Raw genomic sequence first — 23,613 nt, 5'->3', positions numbered from 1 at the left:
CGCGTCGACTAACCCGGTTTCGATGGCCGATCTGGCCCGGGAGCTGGGCGTCTCGATGACGACGATATCCCGGGCCCTGAGCGACCATCACAGCATTGGGCCGGCCATGAAGCAGAAGGTGCTGAAGCTGGCCAAGAAGTACAACTACCAGCCCAACCGCCTGGCCTCGGCCCTGCGCAAGGGCAAAAGTCAGCTCATTGGCATCATCGTGCCCTACATCGAGGGGCGGTTTTTCCCGTCGGTGGTGCACGGCATCGAAACGGCGGCCAGCCGGGCGGGCTACAACGTCATCATCTGCCAGTCGAACGAGGACGTGGACCAGGAGCGGCGCAACCTCGACATCCTGCTCAGCGCCCAGGTAGCCGGCATTCTGGTGTCGATGTCGCGCACGACCCTCGAAGCGGACCACTTCGAGACGGTGCGCGGCCGGGGCCTGCCGCTGGTGTTTTTCGACCGGGTGCCGGAGGGCGACAACGTGAATGCCGTGGTGCTCGACGACCAGGAAGGCGGCTACGTCTCGACCCGCCACCTGCTAAGCCAGGGTGCCCGCCGCATTGCCCACCTGGCCGGCCCGCAGCACCTGAACATCTACAAAAACCGCCTCCAGGGCTACCGCCAGGCCCTGCACGAAGCCGGTATGGCCCCCGACGAGCAGCTGATCGTGCACACCGACATGAGCCAGGAGCAGGGCGCGGCGGCCATGCGCCAGCTGCTGGCCCTGCCCGCGCCCCCCGACGCGGTGTTTGCCGCCGGCGACTACAGCGCCCTGGGCGCCATGCAGGAAGCGCGCCGCCAGGGCCGGCGCGTGCCGCAGGACGTGAGTATCAGCGGGTTCAGCAACGAGGCCTTTACCCTCATCACCGAGCCCACCCTAACTACCGTAGACCAGCGCTGCGAGGAAATGGGCCAGGCGGCGGTGCGCCTTTTGCTCGACGTGATTGAGGCCGGTACCGCGCCCTTCACGCCCCGGCAGGTGGCGTTGCGGCCCGAGCTGCTGGTGCGGGGCTCCTCGGTACGGGCGGCGAAGGCCGAGCCGGCGGCGGCGCATCTTTCCTAGCCGCCGGCCGGCGGGGCGCGGGCGCGAATACCTGGTTGGGAAGCGGGTAGCCAGCCGGAAAAATAGCGGGTCGGGCGTTGAGGGCAAATGCCTAATTCTTCTAGCTTTAAGGGGTAAAATGGCGCGGCGGCGCAGGGCAGATGCTCTGCCGCTGTCCCGCGCCGCTCTTCTCCCCGAAACGACCCGGTATGATGACGCCCTCGTCCCCCGCGCCCCTGGCCGCCGACCCCGGCCTGAGCAGTGAAGATCTGGCCCCGATAGCGCCGGCCGCGCGCAGCTGGGGCACCGGCAACTACGCCGCCCTCTGGATCAGCATGAGCCTGTGCATTCCGACCTACATGCTGGCCAGCTCCCTGATTGAGGGCGGCATGAACTGGTGGCAGGCCCTGCTGACGATTTTTCTGGGCAACACCATCGTGCTGGTGCCCATGCTGCTCAACGGCCGGGCCGGGGCGCGCTACGGCATTCCGTTTCCGGTGCTGGCCCGGGCCAGCTTCGGGGTGCGCGGGGCCAACATTCCGGCCCTGCTGCGGGCCCTGATTGCCTGCGGCTGGTTTGGCATCCAAACCTGGATTGGCGGCTACGCCCTCTACCAGATGGCGGTGCTCTGGCTGCCGTCGTTGGCCACGCTGCCGGCCGTATTTCCCGCGTCGTGGGCCCTGGCGACGGGGCCGGCCATTACGTTTGTACTGTTCTGGCTGCTGAACATGTACGTGGTGCACCTGGGCGTGGAAAGCATCCGCAAGCTGCTCGTGTTCAAGGCGTTTTTCCTGCCCGTGGCGGCGCTGGCCCTGCTGTGGTGGGCTATTTCGGCCGGCAACGGCCTGGGCCCGATTCTGGCGCAGCCCGCCAAGTTCACGTCCAGCGCGGCGTTCTGGGCGTTTTTCTTTCCGTCCCTCACCGGCATGGTCGGCTTCTGGGCCACGCTTTCCCTGAACATTCCCGACTTCACCCGCTACGCCACCAGTCAGCGGGCTCAGCTGGTGGGGCAGGCCCTGGGCTTGCCCACGTCCATGACGGTTTTCTCCTTCGTGGGCGTGGTCGTCACCTCGGCTACCTTCGTGATATACGGCAAAACCATCTGGGACCCGGTGGTGCTGGCCGGCAAGTTCGACAGCAAGCTGCTGGTGAGCGTGGCCATGCTGGCCGTGGCCTTGTCGACGCTGGCCACCAACATTGCGGCCAACATCGTGAGTCCGGCCAACGACTTTGCCAACGTGGCCCCGGAGCGGATTTCGTTTAAGACCGGCGGCTACATCACCGGGGTGCTGGGGCTGCTGATTTTCCCCTGGAAGCTCATTGCCGACCCCTCGGGCTACATTTTTACCTGGCTGGTGGGCTATTCCGGCCTGCTCGGGCCCATCGGCGGCATCATGCTGGCCGACTACTACCTGCTGCGCAAAGAGCAGCTGAGCGTGCCGGAGCTTTACCAGTACCAGGGCCAGTACGCCTACCGCAACGGCTACAACCTGCGGGCCGTGGCCGCCCTCATTATCGGGATTCTGCCCAACGTGCCGGGCTTTCTGGCCGCCATCGGCGTGCTCGACAAGCAGGCCATCTGGCCCGGCCTGGCCGCCCTCTACGACTACGCCTGGTTTGTCGGCTTCTTCGTGTCGGGCGGTATCTATCTGCTGCTCATGGCCCAGGAGCAGCGCACCCCCGCCCCGGCCGGGCTGGAAGTAGGCTGATGTTAATGTGCTAATGTGGGGAATGTGCTGATGTGCTAATGATTAATGGGTTGAGGTGCTGAGGTGGAAAATGTGAGAAATGATAAGAGCGTGTCCTTGCCAGGAGGCACGGCATTCCGCGCTTTAAGCGGCAATCCGTCCGCTGAAAGGGGCAGAGCCTTCTGACGTGAAAAGCCCTTTACTCCGGCGGGAATAAAGGGCTTTCTGGTAAAAAGTCAGGACCACCTGCGCAGAGGACGGATTAGCTACGCTGTCCTTCGGGTGCTTCGCTTTGCTCGCAAGGACAAACAAGCATTAGCACCTCAGCCCATTAATCATTAGCACCTCAGCACATTCCTCACATTAGCACATTACACCGCATTATTGCGTGCGTTTCAGGCCGGCGGTGGCGGTGGGGTCGTTGGGGCGGATGAGCAGGGCTTTGGTGTAGAGCACCCGGGCGTCGGTTTTGCGGCCCATATTCAGGTAGCACCAGGCCAGGGAGAGGTTGGCGTCGTAGTCGAAGGGGTAGAGGTTCACGACCCGCTCGAAGTAGCGCGCGGCTTTGTCGTAGGCTTTCTGGTTGAGCAGGATAACGCCGACCCAGTAGTTGGCCTGGGTGTTCTGGGGGTCGATTTTAAGAATCGACAGGTAGGCACTCTGCATCTGGGCCACCTGATTCAGCGCGTTCAGGGGCTTGATCAGGCCAAACTTGGGCTCCAGGGCGTAGGGCCGCTGCTCCACGGCTTTCTGGTAGTAGCTGCTGGCGGTGGTGTAGTTTTTAGCCAGGAAATACAGCCAGCCCAGGCGCAGGTTCTGCTCGTAGGTGCCGGAGTAGCCGGTGCGCAGGGCCGTAATGGCGCCGGGGTAGTCGGCCTTGGCTTCGGCGGCGTAGCTGGCGGCAAAGGCCGCCGACTGATCCTGAGCCGCGGCTTGGAATGAGCCGCCGAGCAACAGCAGCAGCAGGGCAGTGGAGAAGGTTTTTACCAGGTCCATAGAAGTCCCCCGGTCAGGGAGTGTTGAGTGTACGAAGTAAGCGTGCGAATTTCCTGGTAGCGGGCCGCCAGATAGGAAAAGTGCAGCCGCCAGTGGCCGGACAGCTGCCCATACGTATTCAGGCCCAATCGGTAGCGCAACGGGTCCAGCACGTTGTAGACGTCGATGGCGTCGCGCTCAAACAGCACCGGCACCCGGCCCGGGCTGCCGAAGCCCTCCACCGCCAGGCGCGGACTAAGCTGGGCACCCAGCCCCAGCAGGGCATTCGGGAACGTGTGGCCCGCCGAGCGGATCAGGCTGGCCCGGCCGTAGACGTAGAGGCGGGCCGAGGGCAGCGGGTAAGCCAGCAGCTGCAGGTCGGTTTGCAGGCGCGTCGTGTCCGTCACGCGCCCCACGTACTGGCTTAGCTGCACGCTCCAGCCGGGCCGGCTGAACCGGGCAGCGGCGAAGCCCAGGTGGTTGGCGTAGCGGGCCGGGCCGTAGTCGTTGCTGACGAAATGATACGCGCCCTTCACCTGCCAGCTCAGGCTTACCTGCTCGGTGAGCAGGGCGGCGTACTCGCGCTGCCGGATGAAGAAGGCGGGCGTGGGCCGCCGCTCGGGCAGGCGCACGGCCTGCTCGTAGTAGGAAAGATTCTGGGTCAACGCCAGGCGGGTACTGAGCTGGCTGCTGAGGCCAATTCGGCCGAAGCCCGCAGCCTCCCGCCGCACGTTGGCCGCCGGCTTCCCGCTGCCCTCCACCAGCACCTGCGTTACGGCCCGGTGCGCGGGCAGGTGCAGCGCCTGCCGCACCGAATCGGGCAGAGTAGCCACGGCCAGCCGGGCCGCGCCGGGCTCGTTCACCAGCAGATACGCCCGGGCCAGCTGGGTGCGGCTTTCCTCGTCGGTGGGATTGGCCGCCACGGCCTGCCCGTAGTGCCGGATGGCGGGCACCAGGTGGCCTTGCCGCAGGGCCGCGTAGCCCAGCCGCTGCCGCAGCGCCGGATAATCGGTGCCGGCCCGCAGGGCCGCCGCGCCCAAAGAGTCCAGGGCGGCCCACCGTTCCTGCCCGCTCAGGGTCAGGGTCAGGCTGTCGACGTAGGCAAAGTCGCGCAGGTCCTGGGCCGCCAGGGGCTGGCCGGCCAGCCCCAAGATTAGCAGCAGCAGGGTGCAAAGCAGCAAGTGGCGCGGCATCAGCATAGGGCAGGGGCTTCCGGACTACACATCAGCTGCACGGTCTGAGTGCCGTGGTGTACCGTCAGGCCGGCCAGCGCCCCGTCGCGCAGGTCCAGCTCGGCCCGCGACTGGACCTGCCGCCGGCCCGGCAACTCCAGCGCCACCTGGCTGCGCAGGCGCATGGCGCGGGGGTGGTAGGGGTTGTCGGGGGCCTCGTAGCGCAGGGCGAAGGTGGGCCGGATGAACAGCACGAACGGCGCCAACGCATCCTGCAGCCACTTCAGGACCGGCCGCACCACCGTGGAAAGCGGGAAAGTATCGGCCACAGTTTGCTCGGGCAGATACGTCAGGGGCACGCGGTAAGCGGCCTGGTAGAACAGGTAGAGCCAGGCCTGCTCGGGGCCGTAGTAGCCCGTAAAGCAGAAGCTCGATTCGTGGTGCTCAAAGTAGGCCACGGCCCCGGTGGTGTGGCAGCGCAGGTAAGTTTTGTTGTACGCATCGGTGAAGGCCTCCCAGCACTGGGCGGGAGCCTCGGGCCCGGTGGCGGCCCACACGCTCAGGCGGTAGCCGGGCTGAAACCGGAAGGCCTGGCTGAGCAGGGCATTAGGCTCGGGGTTGCTGACCTCGGCGTGCAGAACGGGCTGGGTGAAGCTCCGCAACTCGTGGCCGCGGCCGGTTTTCTGCAGGAAATACGCCACCGGATACGCCAGGGTGCGGGAGCCGATATACGGGGTGGCCTGCACCTGAAAATGCAGGTGGGGCTGGGCCGAGCGGCCCGAGTTGCCGCAGCGGGCCAGCACGTCGCCGCGCCGCACGAAGTCACCCACGCGCACCTGCGCCGAGTGAGCCCGCAGGTGCGACACCTTGGAGTAGAGGCCGTCGAGGTGCTTGAGGATGATGGTGTTGCCCCAATTCTGCTGGGTGTTCACCGTGCCAGGCGGGTTGTCGTCGATGTGCATGACTACGGCTTCCACCACGCCGTCGGCGCAGGCCAGCACGGGCTTGCTGAAGCAGTAATAGTCGGGCAGGGCCGCGCCGCTGCCGTGGTAGGTCTGGCCCTCGGCATCGGCCACCATGAAGTCCAGGGCCTGGGCCCAGTCGCCCTGGTGGGTAAGGCCGCCGTCGTAGCCCTGCGTGACGCGCCACTCGCCCCGGAACGGCAAGCTCAGGTGCACGTACAGCCGGCTTTGCAGCCGCTCCCGGTCGTTGAGAAACCCGTAGAGGTTCCGCTCGGGCGAATACAGCTGAAAGGGCGTGAGCGGCAGCCGGCCCGGCGCGGGGCGCAGCAGCAGGCAGTAAAGGGCCAGCAGCGCCACCAGGCAAAAGGGCAACGACAGCACCGGCAGGCTGGCCGCGCCCAGCACTTTGCCCAGCCCCACCACCAGCACCGCCGTGAAGGGCACCGTCAGCAAAGCCACCAGGTAGGAGCGGGCCGAGGGAATCAGGAACACGCCGCCCACGGCCAGGGCGGCCATCAGGTAGTTGGCGCCCAGGTCGTAGTGGGTAAGCAGCTCGGGCGGGGCGCCGGCCAGCCGCGCGAAGCCCGTGGCCGCCGCAAAGGCCAGCACCGAAAGGCAAAACGCAATGCGCGAGTGCCAGAGCAGCCCCGCCGCCACCAGCGCGCCGCCCAGCACGCTGTCCTGAAACAGCACCGCGCTCAGGGCCCGTAAGTAGGTGGTCAGGCCGGCGGGCAGGGGCCAGGATTCGGCCAAGCCCCCGACGCGCTGCGCCAGGCCCACCAGCTGCTCGCCGCCCACGGCATACACGTCGTTGAGCCAGTAGATGCTGCCTTCGCTCAAGCTCAGGCGGTGAAACTGCTCGGCCGCCGGCAGCAGCAGCCAGAGTGTCCCCACAAAGGGCAGCGACAGAATCGGGAGGCCGTTCTTGCCCAGCCAGCCGCTCAGGGCCACGGCCAGGGCCAGGGCCAGCACCGCGCCCACGGCCAGCACCAGCCAGAAGCTGCCGGCGGGCCGGTAGAAAGTACCCAGCGCCAGGCCCACCAGCAGCGCGTTGAAGCTGTAGGCGCCCAGCTGGGTCAGGTCGCGGCTGAAGCCGCCCGCGCGGGCCCCGGCCACGGCCAGCACCGTGGCGGCCAGGCCCGCCGCCCCCGCGCCGGGATTCAGGAAGGTGGCCAGCAGCAGCAGGGCCGCGAAGCCCCGGTGCTGGGAAAAAAACAGCAGGCTGTAGCTGTGCAGCACGGCCTGCATGAACGACGAAAAAGCGGCTCCCCGGCCCGCGCGGACGTTACTCACGGCTTCTCATTAGGGCAGGTTTACGGCCTGTAGATGCGCGGGCACCTGCTCCAGCTGCTGCAGATACTCCAGGGTTTCGGCCTGGCGCACGAGGTGGGGCCGGCTCTGCGCGTCGAGCAGCACGATGTTGGGCCGCAGGTGAATAAACTGCTGCCACTGGGTCATGTTGTAGGCTCCCACCTTGTGCACCACCAGCTGGTCGCCGGGGTTGAGCAGGGGCAGGCTCACGCTTTCCCGCACCACGTCGATGTTCATGCACAGCGGGCCGTAGAGCACGGTTTCCTCGGTGTGGTGGGAAAAGTCGCCGGCCGGACTGATCTTGTGGTCGTACCAGTAGGAGGTGAACAGCAGGTTCACGCCGAAGTCGAGGATGGTGGCGCGGCGGCCGTCGGCCAGGCGCTTATTGGCCACCACCGTGCCCAGCAAATAGCCCGCGTCGTCGACCAGGGCCCGGCCGGTTTCCAGAATCAGCAGGGGCAGCTCATCGGGCCGGAAGCCGCAGCTTTGAATCGTGCTGGTAATGGCCTCGGCAAATTCGTCGACCGAGGGGGCCGTGTCGGTGCCGGGCAGGTAGGCGCCCTTCAGGGAGTTGGTCGAGGGGAAACCGCCGCCCAAATCGAGGTACTCGATGGGCGTGTTGAGCGTGTTGCGGCAATTCAGCGCCAAGTCGCAGAGCTTGCCCGCCGCCACGGCGTAGGCCTTGGTGCTGAGCATAAACGTGCCGATGTGGCAGTGCAGGCCCACCAGCGCCAGCCGCCCCGAGGCCACGATGCGCTGAATGGCGTTCCAGGCCTGCCCGTTTTCGTAGGTGAAGCCAAACCGGTCCCACTGCGGGTACACGCCCGTGTCCATGTTCACGCGCACGGCTACCCGGGGCCGGCGCGGCAGCTCGGCGGCCAGCTCCAGCAGCGCGTACAGCTCGTCGAAATGGTCGAGGTGAATCAGGGAGTCGTTTTCGGCGGCCCGGCGCAGCTCCTCACGGGTTTTGTGGGGGCCGTTGAAAATGATGCGGTTGCCGGGCACGCCATTCAGCAACGCCTTGTCGTATTCCATGCCCGATACCACCTCGGCCCAGGAGCCTTCCTGGTGGAAAATGCGGCACACCGCGTTCAGGTAGTTGGTTTTGTAGGACCACGCGAACTGCACCCGGGGGTAGCGCGTGCGGAAGGCGCGCACCGCGTACTGGTAGTTGCGCCGCAGCTGCTTTTCGCTCAGCACGAACACCGGCGAGCCAAACTCGGCCAGCAGGTCTTTCACCGCCGCCTCGTCGATGTGCGTTACCGGCTGCACCTCCGAGCGGGTGCCAAACTTGTTCATCAGCCCGGCGTTGAGCTTCCTGAGCACCGGCCGCTCGTAGCGAAGTTTAGGAGTTGGAGTCACGGGTGGGGAAAGTAGTTGTTGAATTAGGGCGTCATTCCGAGCGCAGCCGAGGAATCTCGCGTGCTGAGGTTGTTGGGTAGTATTGGGAACAGAACGTTACGAAACCAGAGCGTCATGCTGAGCGAAGTCGAAGCATCTTTACCGCAGTGCTATTCATTTACATATTGCAACGAAGCGGGAGAGATGCTTTGACTTCGCTCAGCCTGATAGTTACCATTGCCCGCGAGATTCCTCGGCTGCGCTCGGAATGACGTTCTAAGGATAGTTCTCATAGCTCCCCAAACGCGGAAATCTGGTGAAACTCGGTGTTATCCGTAATCAGGTCCCAGGCGTAGCGGATAAACATGCGGCCCACGGCGTAGCCCTGCATCGGGGCCACCGGCTCGCCCAGGGCCAGGTGCACCAGGGCGGCCGGCTGGTTCTGGCCCGAAGCCGCCGTGAGGTACACCCAGGCCGGAAAGCGCGGGTTGATTTCCATGATGTGCAGCTCGCCGCCGCTGCCGCGCATCAGCTCCAGCTCGAAGCCGCCGCGCCAGTGCGTAGCGGCCACAAACTGCTCGGCCAGCGCCAGCAGGGCCGGGTCTTCCAGGGTGATGCCGGCCCAGGCCTTGCCTTTGTCGGTGATGTAGAGCTTGCGCATGGGCACGGCGCTGATGAGCCGGCCCGCGCCGTCGCCGAGGCCGGCAATGTTGATTTCGTGGCCCGCCACAAACTCCTGGGCAATAACGGGCAGGCCCCAGGTGGCGTGCAGCTGGTGAAACGCCTTCTGGGCCTGCTCCCAGGTGTGGGCCACGGTGGCGTCGTAAAACTTGCCTTTCACCACCAGCGGGTAGCCCAGCCGCTCGCCGGCCCGGCGCAGCTCGTCAAGCCGGAACACCGGCTCGTCGTCGGGCACGAGCAGGTCGTGGGCCTGGCCGAAGGCGCGCAGGTGCAGCTTGTCGCGCTGGTCGAGCTGCTCCAGGGAAGGCAAAAACGTGCGGATGCCCAGGACCAGCAGCCGGCCGCTGAGCCGGATAAAATTGGGCAGCTCGGCGTCGAAGTTAGGAATTAGCAAATCGAGGTGCTCGTGCTCCTGCACGTGGGTGAGACGCTCCAGCAGGGCCGTGGTGCCCGCGCCGGGGTACGGAATCTGGTAGGTTTTGTCCACCAGCTCGTGCATGTAGATGCCCGGCTCCAGGGCCTCGTAGCTGAGCCCGATGATGCGCACGGCAAAGCCCGGCGCCTCCCGCAGGGCCCGGATAACGGCCACGCCGGGGCCCGGCGAGTCAATGGCATTCAGGCCCGTGACGGCAATGGTATAGCGCGGGCGGGTGGGCTGCAGGGTCATGCTAGTCGAGCAGGTTATGGTCGCGCAGCTGGGCCACCAGGTCGTCCCAGTCCTTTTCCAGCTGCGTGGGCTCCACCTCGTAGCGCGCCAGAATCGAGGCCTTGATGTCGGCCGCCGACTGCTCCTGCTTCAGCAACCCGATGATTTCGGCCGCCAGGGCATTGGCCGCAAACGAGTCGCCGGTAGCGGGGTTGAAGATGAACCCGGTTTCGCTGGTGGCAATGTTCTTTTTGAGTTTCATAAGGCCGGAATGCCGGGTTGAGCCTGTGAAGATACGGTCCGCAAGCGGGATGATGACGGCCGATTCCATTACACAAGGGTTTCGTGGCGGCAAACATACTCGATGATGGCCTCCAACTGCCGGGCCTGCCGGCCGGGGCTGCAGTGCTGCCGCACCAGGGCCGCGGCGCGGCCGGCCCGGCGTTGCGCGGGGCCGGGCTGCGTGAGGGCCAGGGCCAGGGTAGCCGCGCACCGGGCCAGATCATGAACAGGAAACAGCAGGCCGGTGCGGCCGTCCTCCAGCAGGTCGGGGGCGTCGGCGCTGGCTTGGCTAACCAGCGGACAGCCCGCGGCCATAGCCCCCAGCAGCGCCATGCCGGCCGTATTGGCCTGGTCGGGCAGCAGCAGCCCGTCCAGGGCCTGGTAGAACAGAACGGGGTGGGCCGCGTTGTGCAGGGGCCGCAGATGCACGCAGTGGCTCAGGCGCAGCTGCCCGGCCAGCTCCCGCAGCCTGGCCCAGTAGTCTGCTCCCGGGGGCGTATCGGGGCAACCAATGACAACCAGCTCGGCCGCCACGCCTTCTTCCTCCCGCAGGCGGTACAGGGCTTCGAGGGCAAAGGCCGGCCCCGCCGCATCGCGCGCCACGACGCCCACCAGCAGGGCCCGGGCGGGCAAATCGAGCAGGTGGCGCGCCTCGGCCGGCGGGGCCGGCTGCTCTAGTCTTGGCTCGGGCAACCATACCGGTGGCACCACCCACAAGCGGCGCGGGTCGAGGGCGGCGTGCTGCTGCACCTGCCGCGCGACCCTGGGGTACGCCGCCACGCAGGCATCCACGGCGTGCGTGTGCCGGCTGTTCCACCAGGCATGCAGCCCCCCTGTCGCAGCCAGCGGCTCCAGTTGCCGGTGCACCAGGCGCAACGTAGCGCCCTGCCACAGTTTGAGCAGGCGGGCCACGCCCAGGTCGGTGGGGCGGGTGGTGAGCAGCACGCGGGTGCCGTGCTGCCGCAGCTGCCGGGCCAGCGGGGCAATACCCACCAACCCGGCCGCTACGGCCCCGGTGGGCAGCCCCAGGGACTGGGCTTCGCACAGCAAGGGCGCGGCGGGCGGGGCCAAGAGCAACACGGGCCGGCCGGTGTGGTACAGGGCCTGCGCGAGCCAGAGCGTCTGCTGCTCCACCGGGCCCCAGTCCGCCGACTGGCACAGCACGGCCAGGGGCAGCGCCTCGGCGGAGCAGCGCCCTTGCGTAGTCGGCAGCAGATCGGACGTAAAGATTGATTTCATACCGGGATGGAAGCGAAAAGCAGACACGATGAAAGCAAACGAATGGGCGACGAGCCCGCAGAACGTACCAAGGCCGGCAGGTCGTCATGTCGAGCAGAGCGAGACTTCTAGCGCGGGTTCGTTGAATCATTAATCGAACCTCAGCCCGCGAGATGTCTCGCTCTGCTCAACAGGACGGGAATGGAGTACGGGCATCGACTTACCGCTTACCGCTCCAGGGCAATAAAGCTGAGCTGCCGGGCTTCGGGGGCCGTCAGCTCCCACTCGCGCAGGCGGTTGAGCTGGGTGGCCGAGAGCAGCAGGCGCAGCTGCTCGGGGTAGGGTATCTGCACCAGCTCGGGGCTATACAGGTCGGGGAAGGGGGCCAGGTTCAGATCGTCGGTCAGGGCCTGGCGTAGCAGCAGCGTCTGGTGGGGCTGCAGTTGCAGGGTGTTGGCCAGGGTGCGCACCAGCTGGTCGCGGCGCTGCTCCGGGGCAAGGCTGGCTTCGGGCTGGGCAAGCGCGCTGGCCGTGGGCCGCACCCGGGGCTCGGCTAGTTCGCGCTCCAGCATCTGGGCCTGGGCCGACAGCACCTGCAACAGCAGCAAAAGCACCAGCGACAACACCACGCGGACAAACGACAGGGTTTTCATAACGGTAGGGGAGAAGGAGGGAAAAGAAGTCCGCCGGTATTTTCAGGACTGCGGCGGAGTACTGCTTCAAAGGTGCTACCCGGCCCGCCCGGCCCCAACTGTACTAGACAACTACCCCACCCACCCCGACCATTCGGCATTCTGACCCGACGACGCCCCCGGCCCCGGCGCGGCCCCACCGGCCCGTTTGCCGACCGATGAAATACCGCAGATGGTCGGTAAATTTCCGCTACTTGTAGAGCCGTGCCGGGCGTAGCGCGCCCGTAGTGTACTTTGCGGCCTCCTTCTTTCTGCCGCCAACTTTCCCTCGCCCCGTGCCGTCTACTTTGCAGCGTTACGCCCCTACGCTCTTCGTTCACCTGCTGATTCTGAGCCTGGCCGGGCTGCTGCTGTCCATGCCGCCGCCGGGCCAGCCCAGTCCGCTGCCCACGGCCTTTCTGCTCAAGCAGGGCATTGTGTTCGGGTTGCTGGTAGCCTTGTTTTATGCCAACCTGCGCCTGGCCGTGCCCCGCCTGCTCTACGGCCGCCACGCGCCCCTCTACCTGGCGCTGCTGGCCGGGGCGGTGGTGGCGGTGCTGGCCGTGCATCAGCAGCTGGAAAATGGCCTGCGCGTGCCCCAGCTGCTGGCCCAGGCCCGCGAAGATGCCCTAAACGTGAATCCGTGGTGCGCCCCGCGGCCTCACATGCAGCTGGGCCCCGCCGACGAGCCGCAGTTCCTGAACCTGAGCATTCTGCTGATTACGGTGCTGGTGCTGGGCATGGGCACCACCCTGGCCGCCGTGCAGAAAGGCCAGCGCGACGCCGAAAGCCGCCAGGTGCTGGAGCAGGCCCGCCTGGCCACCGAACTCTCGCTGCTGAAGGCCCAGATCAACCCGCACTTCTTCTTCAACACGCTCAACAACATCTACTCGCTCACGCTCATCGACGGCAACCAGGCCCGGGCGGCCCTGCACCGCCTCTCGCGCATGATGCGCTACGTGCTCTACGAAACCCCCGCCGATACCACCCTGCTCAGCCAGGAAGTGACCTTCGTGCGCGACTACATCGAGCTGATGCACCTGCGCCTGACCGACGAAGTGCAAGTCACCTTCCAGGTGCCCGAGCCCTTGCTCAACGCCCCCATCGCGCCCATGCTGCTGCTGCCCTACGTCGAGAATGCCTTCAAGCACGGCGTGGGCGCCTCCGGGCCCAGCCACATCTTCGTGGCCCTGCGCCAGCCCGACGAGCGCACCCTGGCGTTGGAAGTGCGCAACACGCTCTTTCCCAAGCAGGCTACTCTGGCTGAGGGCGGCGGCATCGGGCTGGTCAACACCCTGCGCCGCCTCGAGTTGCTCTACCCCGGCCGCTACTCCCTGGTGGTGCACGAGCGCACGCCCGACAACGAATATCAGGTGCTTCTGACCCTTACGCTGCTATGATTCTCAACTGCATTGCCGTCGATGATGAGCCGCTGGCGCTCAAACTGGTGACGACCTTTATCGAGCAAACCCCGTTTCTGCGGCTGGTGGGCAGCTACGGCAAGGCCGTGGAAGCCCTGCGCGGCATTTCCCAGCTGCCCTCGGTCGACGTGATTTTCCTCGACATCCAGATGCCCGACCTCAACGGCCTGGAGCTGGCCCGCATCCTCGACCGGGGGCCGGGCGGCAAGGGGCCGCGCATCATCTTCACCACGGCCTTCAACCAGTTTGCCCTCGAAGGCTTCCGCGTCGATGCCCTCGACTACCTGCTCAAGCCCTTCGACTACGACGAGTTTCTGCGCGCGGCCACCAAGGCCAAAACCTACGCCGAACTTACTCAGGCCCCGGCCTCGGCTCCGGCGGCGGCAGGTGCCCCGGCGCCCGCCGAGCCCGCCCCGCCCACCGAGGACTACATCTACCTGAAGGTGGAATATCAGCTGGTGCGGGTCGACTACAGCGACATTCTCTACATCGAGGGCCTGAAGGATTACATCAAGGTGTACCGCCGCAGTGAGCCCAGGCCGCTGCTGTCCTTATCGAGCCTGAAAACCCTGGAAGACCGCCTGCCCGCCCAGCAGTTTATGCGCGTGCACCGCTCCTACATCATTGCCCTGAACCACATCAAATCCGTGACGCGGGGCACCGTGCAGATCGGCGACCAGACCATTCCCGTCAGCGACCGGTACCGCGACACGTTCGACCAGTTTTTCAGCCGCTGGAAGTAATTTTCGGCGATTCGCACTTCCAAAGTCCGCCGCACTCACCCGGCCCTGGCCGACTAATTGCCCGCCGCCTTACACAGTCGTGTAAGGCACCCCTGGCTTTTTATGACGACCCTACACAACTGTGTAAGGTGCCTCTGGCTTTTTAGGACGGCCCTACACAACCGTGTAAGGCACTCCCGACTTTGTATGATAGCCTTACACAGCTGTGTAAGACACCCCTGGCTTTTTACGAATGCCTTCCACAGCTGTGCACGGCACCCCGCCCTTTTCCTGAGGGCCTTCCACAACTGTGGCGCGCACGCCGCTCTTTTCGACAGTGCCCGCCACGATTGGGGCGGACCTGCCGGTGTAGAGGCGCATCGTTGCGTCTCATCGTGGAACGATAAACAGTACTGTAGCAGCGACAAACAAGCCGGGAGCAGGGGCCTCCGCATCGGCCGCCGGGCGGATGAAAGCCGGAGCGTAAGCGGCAAAAAACGGCAGATGGTCTAGGTGATTGGGCAGATGGCCTAGTTCGTTTCGCGGCCCTGGGCCGGGGCGGTAGTTTCGACGCAGTAACCAGCCCCACCTGGCCCGGGCGCTGGTACTGCCCGACCGTTTCACCTGGCTTTTCCTGCTGCTATGCGCCCTACTTCTACCTGGCTGTTGTTGCTGGCCCTGGCCGTGTTTCTGCTCGTTGCCTGCCAGCAGGAGGCCGACATGCAGCCCCTGAGCCTAACGGCGGCGGCGGCCGAGCTGAGCGCCCTGCCCGAAACCGCGCCCGAGCCGGCCGCCAACGGGTCGTCGGCGGCCAAGCGCAGCCTGGGCAAGCTCCTGTTCTGGGACCCCATCCTATCGGGCGCCCGCGACGTGAGCTGCGCCAGCTGCCACCACCCGGCCACCGGCTACGCCGACGGGCTCGACCTGCCGGTGGGCACCAGTGGGGTGGGGCAGGGGGCCGCCCGCCACTTCCCGGCCGGCACTACCATTCCCTTCGGGCAGCGCAACACGTCCACGGTGCTCAACACGGCCTTCAATGGGCTGACCGCCACTGGCGGCTGCGCCCCCGAGGCCGCCCCCATGTTCTGGGATATGCGGGTGCAGTCGTTGGAAGAGCAGTCGTTGCGGCCCCTGGTGACCCTGGAAGAAATGCAGGGCTCCCGCTTCACGCCCGCCACCGCCCTCGATTCGGTGGTCGGCCGGCTGCGGCGCAATGCCCGCTACCAGGAGCTGTTTGCCGCCGCTTTCCCCGGCAGCTCACCCATCACGGCCGGCAACCTGGGCAAGGCGCTGGCCTGCTTCGAGCGGACGCTGGTGGTGACCGATACGCCCGTGGACCGCTACCTGCGCGGCGACAAATCCGCCCTGAATGCCCAGCAGCTCCAGGGGCTGACGGCCTTCGTGCAGAGCGGCTGCGCCAAGTGCCACAGCGGCCCGATGTTTTCCGACTTCAAGACCCACATTCTGGGCATTGCCGACAATGCCCGGCATACCACCTCCGATTCGGGGCAGGACGGGACCTACGCCTTCCGCACCCCGAGCCTGCGCAACCTGGCCGCCACGGCACCCTACATGCACAGCGGCGTGCTCGGCACCCTGCCCGACGTGCTGCGCTTCTACGCCCCCGGCCGGGGCGGGCCGCGCACTTCCGCCAACCCCCACGTGCCCACCCAAAGCCTCGACCCGCTGATTCCGACCCGCGTCGACAACCCGCAGGCCATCGTGGCGTTCCTGCTGGCCCTCAGCGCCGGGGGCTTCGACACCAGCATTCCGGCCCAGGTGCCCAGCGGCCTGCCCGTGGGCGGCAACATTCAGTAGCCCGCCGGCAGTCCTTTTTACCCAGTGCGCTTACCCTTCCTGTTTCACTTTACCTCTTTTTCGATGAACCGTTCCTCTATTCTCCGCCTCGGCTTTGCCCTGCTACTGAGCACCACGTTGCTCAGCGCCTGCGACGCCCTCGACATTGCCCCGAAGGGCGCCAAGAAGGATTGCAAGGCCAAAACGCCTTCCGATTCGACCTCCACCTCCGGCACCGGCAACTCCTAACGCTGCCGGGTAGGGCCGGGGCCCCGCGGCCCCAGTTTCCGCCTGCTTCGTCGGGCTTCCCTCTCCGGCCGGAAGCCCGACGATTCAGCGGCCCGTTGCCACTCATTCCTTTGTTTTTTCAGTGTTTTATGCGGCTGTCTTTTACCTTGATTTCGGGGCGCGCGGTAGGGGCTTTGCTGCTCGTGCTGGCCCTGCTGCGGCCGGGCGCGGCCTCGGCTACGCACATCGTGGGCGGCGAAATGGAGCTGCAACACCGCACCGGCAGCCTCTATACGCTCACGCTCAACCTCTACTTCGACGCCGTCAATGGCAACGCTGGCGCCCTCGACCAGCAGATGCCGGCCTCAATATTTGACAAGGCCACCCAGCGGCGCATGCTCGACGTGGTGCTGCCGCTGGTCAGCAACACGTTTGTGCAATACACCAACCCGGCCTGCACCCAGCCCACGCTCAGCACCCGCAAGCTGGTGTACAGCCGCGACGTTACCCTCGACGCGGCCACCTATGCCAGTGCCAGCGGCTACTACGCCTCGGTGGAGCGGTGCTGCCGCAACCTGGGCATTCGCAACATCGTCAACCCCGGCGGCGCGGCCCAGACCTTCTACCTGGAGTTTCCGGCCGTGGTGCGCGGCGGGCAGCCCTTTCTCGACTCCACGCCCCGCATCTTTCCGCCCCTGGGCGACTATGCCTGCCGCGGCGAGCTGTTCTACTACGACTTCGGTGGCCAGGATGCCGACGGCGACTCCCTGGCCTACGACCTGGTGACGCCCCTCAACGGCCACACTACCGCCAACAACCCCGGCCCCATCACGCCCCAGGCGGCTCCTTATAGTACCGTTATCTGGGCCACGGGCCTGAGCGCGCAAAACCAGATTCCTGGCACCCCGGCCCTGGGTATCGACGCGCGCACCGGCCGCCTCACCGTGCGACCCAGTCAGCTGGGCCTGTTCGTGTTCGGGGTGCGCTGCTCCGAGTACCGCCGGGGGGTGAAGATTGGTGAAACGCGCCGCGACTTTCAGCTCTACGTGCTGAGCTGCTCGGTGAATGCCGCGCCCAGCGTGCAGCTCTTTCCCACGGCCAGTGCCCGCGCCTACCAGCCTGGCCGCGACACGCTCCGCCTCCGGCCCGGCACCGACCACTGCCTGCAAGTGCGCTTCACCGACCCCGACCCCAGCTCCCAGCTTACCGTCACGGCCCAGCCCGTCAACTTCACCAGCGGCAGCCCCGGGCCCACGTTCACCACCGCCACCAGCGGCACGGTGCGGGCCGCCGGCGCCCCCGATACGCTCACGGCCACGCTCTGCTTTCCGGGCTGCCAGGATACCCAGGGTAAAGTCTACCTGCTCGACCTTATCGTGGCCGACAACGGCTGCAGCCTGCCCAAGCGCGACACGGTGCGCCTGGCTTTCACGGCCGAGCCGGCCCCCAACACGCCGCCCGTGCTGACGAGCAGCTTCCCGCTGCCCGCCGTGCCCGAAACTACGCCCCGTATCGTGCGCCTGCCGGTCGGCAGCGGGTATGCGGCCACGCTGACGGGTACCGATGCCGACGGCGACGCGCTGGTGCTGAGCGCCACCGGGCGGGGCTTCAACCTGCCCGCGGCCGGTATGTCGTTCGGGGCGCAAAACGGGAGTGGGCGCGCCACGGGCACTTTCCGCTGGCAGGCTTCGTGCGAGGCCGCCCAGCTGGGCCGCCTGCTGGTCGATTTCCGACTGGCCGAAAGCGCCGCCTGCGACGCCCAGCCCCAGCTGCTCACCGTGCAGTTTGAGGTCGTGCCCACCACCGATTCGGTCAGCTTCCGGCCCCCCAACATCATCACGCCCAACGGCGACGGAATCAACGACGTCTTCGCCCTGCCCACGCTGCCCCCTGACTATTGCGGCGCGCAGTTTGCCGGCATCCGCATCTTCTCCCGCTGGGGCAACGAAGTGTACCACTCCCCCGACCGCAGTTTTCAGTGGCAGGGCTCGGGTATTGCCGGCACCTACTTCTACCTGATTACCTACACCGATGGCCGCCGCTACAAAGGCTGGCTGGAAGTAGCGCCGTAAGCCACGAGGGCAGGGCCGCCGAACTAGCTGCGCCAACGGTCCGGATCAAGCCCATAAGGTTTGATCCGGACCGTTGTTGTGTTTTTTGGGTTTCGTAGTAAATAACTGGCTTACAACCGGATATATGATAGGTGAGTAAGCACTTACTAAAAAATTATGGCGTTATAGTGTTACTATACCCGGTATGTAGTAATATTGTCACAGTTATCAGCTGGCTAATCCCCCCGGCTGGCTGATAATTAAAATTCCCACGCCCTGTTTACCAGATGAAGCCCCACCCCATCTGGAAAATACTACTGAGAAATCAACCGGCTCTCCCACTCAGCAAGTTGACCCATCGGTATTCCAAAATCTATAGTCGGCCGAACTGGTGTCATACTGGTTCGGCCGGTTTGTTTTTGGGGCTGCGTTCCGCCTTATCTATTACGTCGCCCGGTGCGGCATACAGCCACGGGGGGCGTTTGGCGGTGCAGCTGCCAGTCGTTAATCAAGAGGGCAGCCGGTACAAAGCCAATGGGCAGCAGAGTTGCAGCGTACCGAGTCGGCTGCTGCCGCCGGGGTGGAAAAGGGGTAAAACAAAAAAGGCGCCCCACCCGGAACGCCCTTTCAATGAATCGTGACCGACGAAAATTCCCACCCAACGTCGGTCCGATCCTGTATCATAAGCCACGGGCTGTAAGCTCCGCGGTACTTTTATCTTGTTAACTCCTCGCCCTTGCGCTTCCACTTGAAGGCGGCTGATTGAGAAGCGAAAGAAGCCGTGTTTTTGTGCTTCATTCTATAATACTAAGGTAGGGGGCTGGCGCAGCATAATCCACTACTATTTTTGCCAATTATGGTACTGGATTGACCATAACGCGCGTTAGTCTATAGATTATGCCTGCAGTAGAGTACTAGTTGCGTGGTATTCAGAGCAGGAATATCTGTACAGAACTGTGTTTGATGGGTATTCTAATGTAAATGATTTTTGATTAATGAACTGATAGTAAGCTATATAAAGGTTAATAAAAGGCGTTTTTATTGGCCTCGTCGAGGCCGAGCATTGATTTCGGACTCCTATTAGTATAGAGTCAAGCGCGGCGGTGGAATCACGCCGGCAAACGATACCGTATAATCAGGCTGTTTCGGGCGGCGCGGGCAGGGGCATCCAGTGGGTGACTCCCTTCACGTAGCGGTCTACGCCGTTGCGGTCAGGCATCACGAACATGTGCGCCGACTTAGAAGCGTTGGATGGCTTGTAGGTAGCCACCGTAATTTCCAGCCACGAGGAGGGTACATATACCAACACCTGCTGATTAGGCTGGGGCAACTGCTGGGCGCGGGCAATCCAGGGAGAAAGAGAAGTGGACGACATATGCGAAAGGAATAGTATAGCGCAAAATTACGGAAGCCCAACCAGACTAGAGAATCCGCAGGCAGCCTGCGGCTTGCGCCGGGGGCACTCCCAAAGAAATAACCCGCCAAAAAAGCGCTGACCGCGTGGTCAGGGCTTTTTTGGCGGTCCGTAACCGCGTCGGATTAACTTTTGGCTTTCAGCTTTTCTTGGCCTTTGGCGTGCTTCTGCCTCTTCTCTTCCCGCAGCCGGGCATACTTAGTAGCCTGCTCGGCACTGAATACCTGTTTGAGCTGGGTGTCGAAGCGTTGCTTTACCGCCTTCAGTTCCTGGCGCTGAGCCGGGTTTTTGTGGTCGGTGCCGTACTTGGCCTTCACGGCTTGCTGCTCCTGCTCGTAAGCCAGGCGCAGCTGCCGCACCCGCTGCGCTTGGTCGGCGCTGAGGCTCAGCTTTTGGGTGAGGCCTTTGGTGAAGTGGTCGGCCTGTTGCTCCGGGGTTTTGGGGGCGTGGGCCGGCTTGGCCGACTCAATTTTGCTGTTGGCTTTTTTCACCGGAGCCTGGGCCCAGGCGGCACTGGAAGAGACGGTAATGGCCGCGAGTAGAATGAGGATCTTATGCATATAGGACGAAGGTTGGGAAGGTCGAATGAGAAGACGATGAAGGGCCGCCGCAACGGCGGCAAGCGACTTGGCAACTAGAATGCCAAACTGCCCGCCGTGCTCCGCGGCCGGCCAGGTGCCCAACAGGGTAGGGCAGGCCACAAATTCCGGAATTTCGTCCTACGGGAATCATTAAAACCAGATTAAATAAAGCTAGGTCGGACGGGCGGTTTTGCGGTATTTTTGTTTTGCACTCTCCGCTACTGGCTCCTTGAAGCAGCTTATTGCCTTTGTTCTTCTGGTCTTGTTCCTGTATAACCTGGTAGGTTTCTATCCGGCCTATACGTGGCGGCAGCACCAGTTCCGGGAGCAGGCTGAGCGGCAGCGCCGCGCCCACTTGCCCGATCAGGCCCTGGTGCGCGTTCGGGTGGCCCGCACGGCGGCCGGGGAGGCCGCCCCGCAGTGGCAGGAAAAGCACGAGTTCCGGTGGCGCGGCCAGCTCTACGACGTGGTGCGGCAGCAGGCCAGCGCGGACAGTATCACGTATTTCTGCTGGCACGACCAAGGCGAAGAGAAGCTGCTGGCGGGCCTGCACCGGCACGTCGAGGAGCTGACGCATCCCAATCCGGAGGCGGGCAAAACGGCCAAGAAGCTGCTGGACCACCTGTTTAAGCTGGCGTTGCTGCCGGCTCCTGCTGCGGAGCCTGGGCGCGTACTGCCGCGCCAGCTGCTACCGCACCACGCCGCCGCCGCCGGCAATTTGCCGCCCCGAACCGCCGCCGTGGTGGTGCCGCCGCCGGAGCCCCGGGCGGCGGCCTAGCTTCGGGTTCCCTTTCGTAATGACGCGCCAGGTGCGGGGCTGCCAGCCGCGCACGGCGGAAGCGCACTGGGTTGCGGCTGGCCGTTAAGCCAATTCGTTTTCCGGGTTCCTCCGCCACTCGCCGGTTGCATAGCCGCGCGCGAGGCGGATGCCTGATTTTGCAGCCTGGGCCTTCCCGGCCGACAGGGGCTGACGTGGCCTTGGGCCTGCTCTTCACACAAAAGTCCCGCCGGCCTGGGCCGTTGCGGGCTCCTTCATCGGCCCCAGTGGGCCGCAACCTATTCGCATTTCATGAAATCAATCTTTACTGGGGTGCTCCTGCTGTGGGGCTCACTCTTCTTTTGCACGGGCGCTGCTGCCCAATACGTTACCTCGGGCACTGTCGTTGACCAGCAAACCCGCCAGCCCCTGGTGGGCGCGGTGGTAGCGGCCAGCTCGGCTACCGCGGCTACCACCGATAAGGACGGCCGTTTTCAGCTGTCCTCGACCGAAGAAGTGCGCACCGTGAAGGTGCAGTACCTGGGCTACGTGGCCCAGGATGTGACTATCAAGAATAATAACTCCGGCGCGCTGACCATTGCCCTGGCACCATCCAACACCGGCCTGAGCGAGGTGCAGGTGGTGGGCTACGCCACCGAAAAAAAGCTACTCGAAACGCCCGTGGCGCTGAGCGTGGTAACCGAAAAGGATTTGCAGCGCAACAACACCATCTTCCTGCAGAACACCCTGAACCAGGTGCCCGGCGTGCGGATGAACGTGCGCAGCGCGGCCTCGCAGTCGAACCTGGTGATTCGGGGTATCGGCAGCACCTACGGGCGCTTCAGCATCCGGGGCATCAAGCTGTATCAGAACGGTATTCCGCTGTCGGAGGCCGATGGCACGACTTCCCTGGATGATCTGGACTACACCACCCTGGGCCGCATCGACGTGATTAAGGGGCCGGCGTCGAGCATTTATGGGGCTACCTTGGGCGGGGTCGTTTCCTTCCAGACGCGCAAGGCCACGCCCGGCACCAGCCTTCATCTGGGCACGGTAGTGGGCAAATACGGCCTGTTCCGGACCAATACCGGCATCGGCATCGGCACCGACAAAGTGAACCTGTTGGTCAACTACGGCCACCAGGAAACCCGGGGCTTCCGCGCCGACCACTCCAACAGCCGCAAGGATTTCGTGACCGTGGCCGGCGACTTTTACGTGAGCGAGAAGCAGACGGTGAGCGTGCTGGGCACCTACACCAACCAGCACGACAACTACGCCGGCGAGCTGGACAGCACCGACTTCTTCACCAACTATACCAAGCTGGCGCAGGCCTATAAGGACAAGGACGTGGGCGTGGATGCCGAAATCACCCGCCTGGGTTTGACGCACACCTACCGCTTCACCGGCAACTTCGTGAATACCACCAGCCTGTTTATGGGCAGCACGTACTCCCTGAGCCCTTCGGAGCCCAGCTTCACCCACACCCAGCGCAGCAAGCGGGGGGTGCGGAGCGTGTTTACCTACGCCCCCCAGCTGGGCAGCGTGCAGACGCGCTTTGCCCTGGGCACCGAGTATCTGGCGAACCAGGACAACAACAAGCGCTACGGCATTACGGCCCTGGGCGCGCCCACGGCTTTGTCGGCCGACCAGGAAATCCGCTCGACCCAGCTCAACACCTTCGCCCAGGCCGAAGCCTCGATTACGGAGCACACGACCCTGACCGTGGGCGCCAGCTACAACGTGGTGACCTACGACATTCAGGACCTGCTGTTCCGGGCCGACCCCAAGCTGAGCCTGACCGGCTACCGCCAGTTTAAGCCCACCTGGACGCCCCGCGTGGCCCTGATTCACACCTTCAACGAGCAGTTCTCGGTGTTTGCCCAGTACAGCACCGGCTTCTCGCCGCCCATCAGCAGCCAGATTTCGTTGTCGACCGGCCAGATTAACCCCGACCTGAAGCCCGAGTCGAACGACAACTTTGAGCTGGGCTCGCGCGGCAGCCTGCTGGGCAACAAGCTGAACTACGACGTGACGGGCTACTGGATGAAGGTGAAAAACGGCCTCGTGTCGCAGACCAACGCCAACAAAGTAACCTACTTCGTGAACTCCGGCGCCTCGGAATACAAAGGCGTCGAAGTAGCCCTGTCGGGCAATCTGGTGGAAGCCGAAAAAGCCGGCGTCCTGACCCAAGTGCGGCCCTTCGTGAGCTATACCTACACCGATGCCGAGTTCAAGTCGTACCAGCTGGCGGCCAACGACTACAGCGGCAAGCGGGTGCCCGGCACGTTCAAGAACCTATTTACTGGCGGCCTCGACGTGGAAACCAAGTTTGGCCTGTACCTGAACCTGACTTCGCAGTACACCGACAAAACGCCGATGTCGGACAGCAACAACCGCTACGCGGCCTCCTACTGGCTGCTGAACAGCAAAGTAGGCGTGCGCGGCAAAGTGGCCGGCCACCTGGGCTACGACGTGTTTGCCGGCCTCGACAACCTCACCGACGAGCGGTACGCCGTGTCCATTGCCCTGAACCAGGCCACGCCGGTGAAGGCCCCGACCTTCTACAACCCCGGCATACCCCGCAACTGGTACAGCGGCGCCACTCTGAACTACACTTTTTAGAAGCGGGCACTAAATACATCTGGTCGTCATGTCGACC

Annotated in this window: 19 protein-coding genes; 9 read left to right on the top strand and 10 right to left on the bottom strand. The window is 64.6% G+C overall.

The genetic code is table 11. The features are described 5' to 3' along the window. Nucleotides 1-22 precede the first annotated feature (22 nt). Nucleotides 23-1,057, top strand: coding sequence for a LacI family DNA-binding transcriptional regulator (locus tag E5K00_RS07230; RefSeq protein ID WP_167856784.1), 1,035 nt, complete (start codon nt 23-25; stop codon nt 1,055-1,057). A 188-nt stretch (nt 1,058-1,245) separates the two neighbouring features. Continuing rightward, nucleotides 1,246-2,745, top strand: coding sequence for an NCS1 family nucleobase:cation symporter-1 (locus E5K00_RS07225; RefSeq protein ID WP_245328230.1), 1,500 nt, complete (start codon nt 1,246-1,248; stop codon nt 2,743-2,745). A 360-nt stretch (nt 2,746-3,105) separates the two neighbouring features. Here the strand turns inward: E5K00_RS07225 and E5K00_RS07220 are convergent, their stop codons facing one another. From E5K00_RS07220 to E5K00_RS07185, 8 genes are all read right to left on the bottom strand, one after another. After that, a complete protein-coding gene (locus tag E5K00_RS07220) occupies nt 3,106-3,720 on the bottom strand; it encodes a tetratricopeptide repeat protein (protein WP_135462564.1) in 615 nt (204 codons plus the stop codon). Then, entirely contained in the window at nt 3,708-4,892 is a 1,185-nt protein-coding gene (locus E5K00_RS07215) for a tetratricopeptide repeat protein (RefSeq protein ID WP_167856783.1), read from the bottom strand. Before E5K00_RS07215 ends, E5K00_RS07220 begins: the two co-directional genes overlap by 13 nt. Then, the gene (locus E5K00_RS07210; protein WP_135462562.1) at nt 4,892-7,126 is read right to left on the bottom strand and encodes an urea transporter; all 2,235 of its coding nucleotides are present in this window, start codon (nt 7,124-7,126) and stop codon (nt 4,892-4,894) included. The genes E5K00_RS07215 and E5K00_RS07210 overlap by 1 nt, the downstream gene beginning before the upstream one ends. Nucleotides 7,127-7,135: 9 nt before the next feature. Beyond that, complete coding sequence (locus E5K00_RS07205) at nt 7,136-8,506, bottom strand: type III PLP-dependent enzyme domain-containing protein (protein ID WP_245328229.1); 1,371 nt, start codon at nt 8,504-8,506, stop codon at nt 7,136-7,138. A gap of 268 nt (nt 8,507-8,774) precedes the next feature. Continuing rightward, a complete protein-coding gene (locus E5K00_RS07200) occupies nt 8,775-9,833 on the bottom strand; it encodes an ATP-grasp domain-containing protein (protein ID WP_135462561.1) in 1,059 nt (352 codons plus the stop codon). Nucleotide 9,834: 1 nt separating this feature from the next. Next, nucleotides 9,835-10,074, bottom strand: coding sequence for a PqqD family protein (locus E5K00_RS07195; protein ID WP_167856782.1), 240 nt, complete (start codon nt 10,072-10,074; stop codon nt 9,835-9,837). Between the two features lie 68 nt (nt 10,075-10,142). Further along, complete coding sequence (locus E5K00_RS07190) at nt 10,143-11,333, bottom strand: glycosyltransferase (RefSeq protein WP_135462559.1); 1,191 nt, start codon at nt 11,331-11,333, stop codon at nt 10,143-10,145. A gap of 206 nt (nt 11,334-11,539) precedes the next feature. Further along, entirely contained in the window at nt 11,540-11,965 is a 426-nt protein-coding gene (locus E5K00_RS07185) for a hypothetical protein (protein ID WP_135462558.1), read from the bottom strand. 314 nt (nt 11,966-12,279) lie between these two features. Here E5K00_RS07185 and E5K00_RS07180 point away from each other — a divergent pair, with 314 nt between their 5' ends. The 5 genes from E5K00_RS07180 (at nt 12,280) to E5K00_RS07165 (ending at nt 18,223) form a co-directional block, all read left to right on the top strand. After that, nucleotides 12,280-13,383, top strand: coding sequence for a sensor histidine kinase (locus tag E5K00_RS07180; RefSeq protein WP_135462557.1), 1,104 nt, complete (start codon nt 12,280-12,282; stop codon nt 13,381-13,383). Then, nucleotides 13,380-14,147: a LytR/AlgR family response regulator transcription factor gene (locus E5K00_RS07175; protein WP_135462556.1), complete on the top strand. Its 768-nt coding sequence runs from the start codon at nt 13,380-13,382 to the stop codon at nt 14,145-14,147. Before E5K00_RS07180 ends, E5K00_RS07175 begins: the two co-directional genes overlap by 4 nt. 621 nt (nt 14,148-14,768) lie before the next feature. Continuing rightward, a complete protein-coding gene (locus E5K00_RS07170; protein WP_135462555.1) occupies nt 14,769-15,944 on the top strand; it encodes a cytochrome-c peroxidase in 1,176 nt (391 codons plus the stop codon). A 63-nt stretch (nt 15,945-16,007) separates the two neighbouring features. Further along, a complete protein-coding gene (locus E5K00_RS22790) occupies nt 16,008-16,172 on the top strand; it encodes a hypothetical protein (protein WP_167856781.1) in 165 nt (54 codons plus the stop codon). Nucleotides 16,173-16,300: 128 nt separating this feature from the next. Then, entirely contained in the window at nt 16,301-18,223 is a 1,923-nt protein-coding gene (locus E5K00_RS07165; protein ID WP_135462554.1) for a gliding motility-associated C-terminal domain-containing protein, read from the top strand. Between the two features lie 1,114 nt (nt 18,224-19,337). Here E5K00_RS07165 and E5K00_RS07160 read toward each other — a convergent pair. Next, the gene (locus tag E5K00_RS07160) at nt 19,338-19,577 is read right to left on the bottom strand and encodes a DUF551 domain-containing protein (protein ID WP_135462553.1); all 240 of its coding nucleotides are present in this window, start codon (nt 19,575-19,577) and stop codon (nt 19,338-19,340) included. 164 nt (nt 19,578-19,741) lie between these two features. Next, nucleotides 19,742-20,176: a hypothetical protein gene (locus E5K00_RS07155; protein WP_135462552.1), complete on the bottom strand. Its 435-nt coding sequence runs from the start codon at nt 20,174-20,176 to the stop codon at nt 19,742-19,744. 250 nt (nt 20,177-20,426) lie between these two features. Here E5K00_RS07155 and E5K00_RS07150 point away from each other — a divergent pair, with 250 nt between their 5' ends. Continuing rightward, nucleotides 20,427-20,975 carry a hypothetical protein gene (locus E5K00_RS07150; protein WP_135462551.1) on the top strand — a complete coding sequence of 183 codons (549 nt, stop codon included), beginning with the start codon at nt 20,427-20,429 and terminating at the stop codon, nt 20,973-20,975. Between the two features lie 291 nt (nt 20,976-21,266). Further along, entirely contained in the window at nt 21,267-23,576 is a 2,310-nt protein-coding gene (locus E5K00_RS07145) for a TonB-dependent receptor (RefSeq protein WP_135462550.1), read from the top strand. The last annotated feature ends 37 nt before the right edge of the window (nt 23,577-23,613 follow it).

The sequence above is a fragment of the Hymenobacter aquaticus genome, from assembly GCF_004765605.1.
GTDB classification, from domain to species: domain Bacteria; phylum Bacteroidota; class Bacteroidia; order Cytophagales; family Hymenobacteraceae; genus Hymenobacter; species Hymenobacter aquaticus.
The sequence above is the reverse complement of the archived record's forward strand: the minus strand, read 5'-3'. Positions and strand labels throughout refer to the sequence as shown.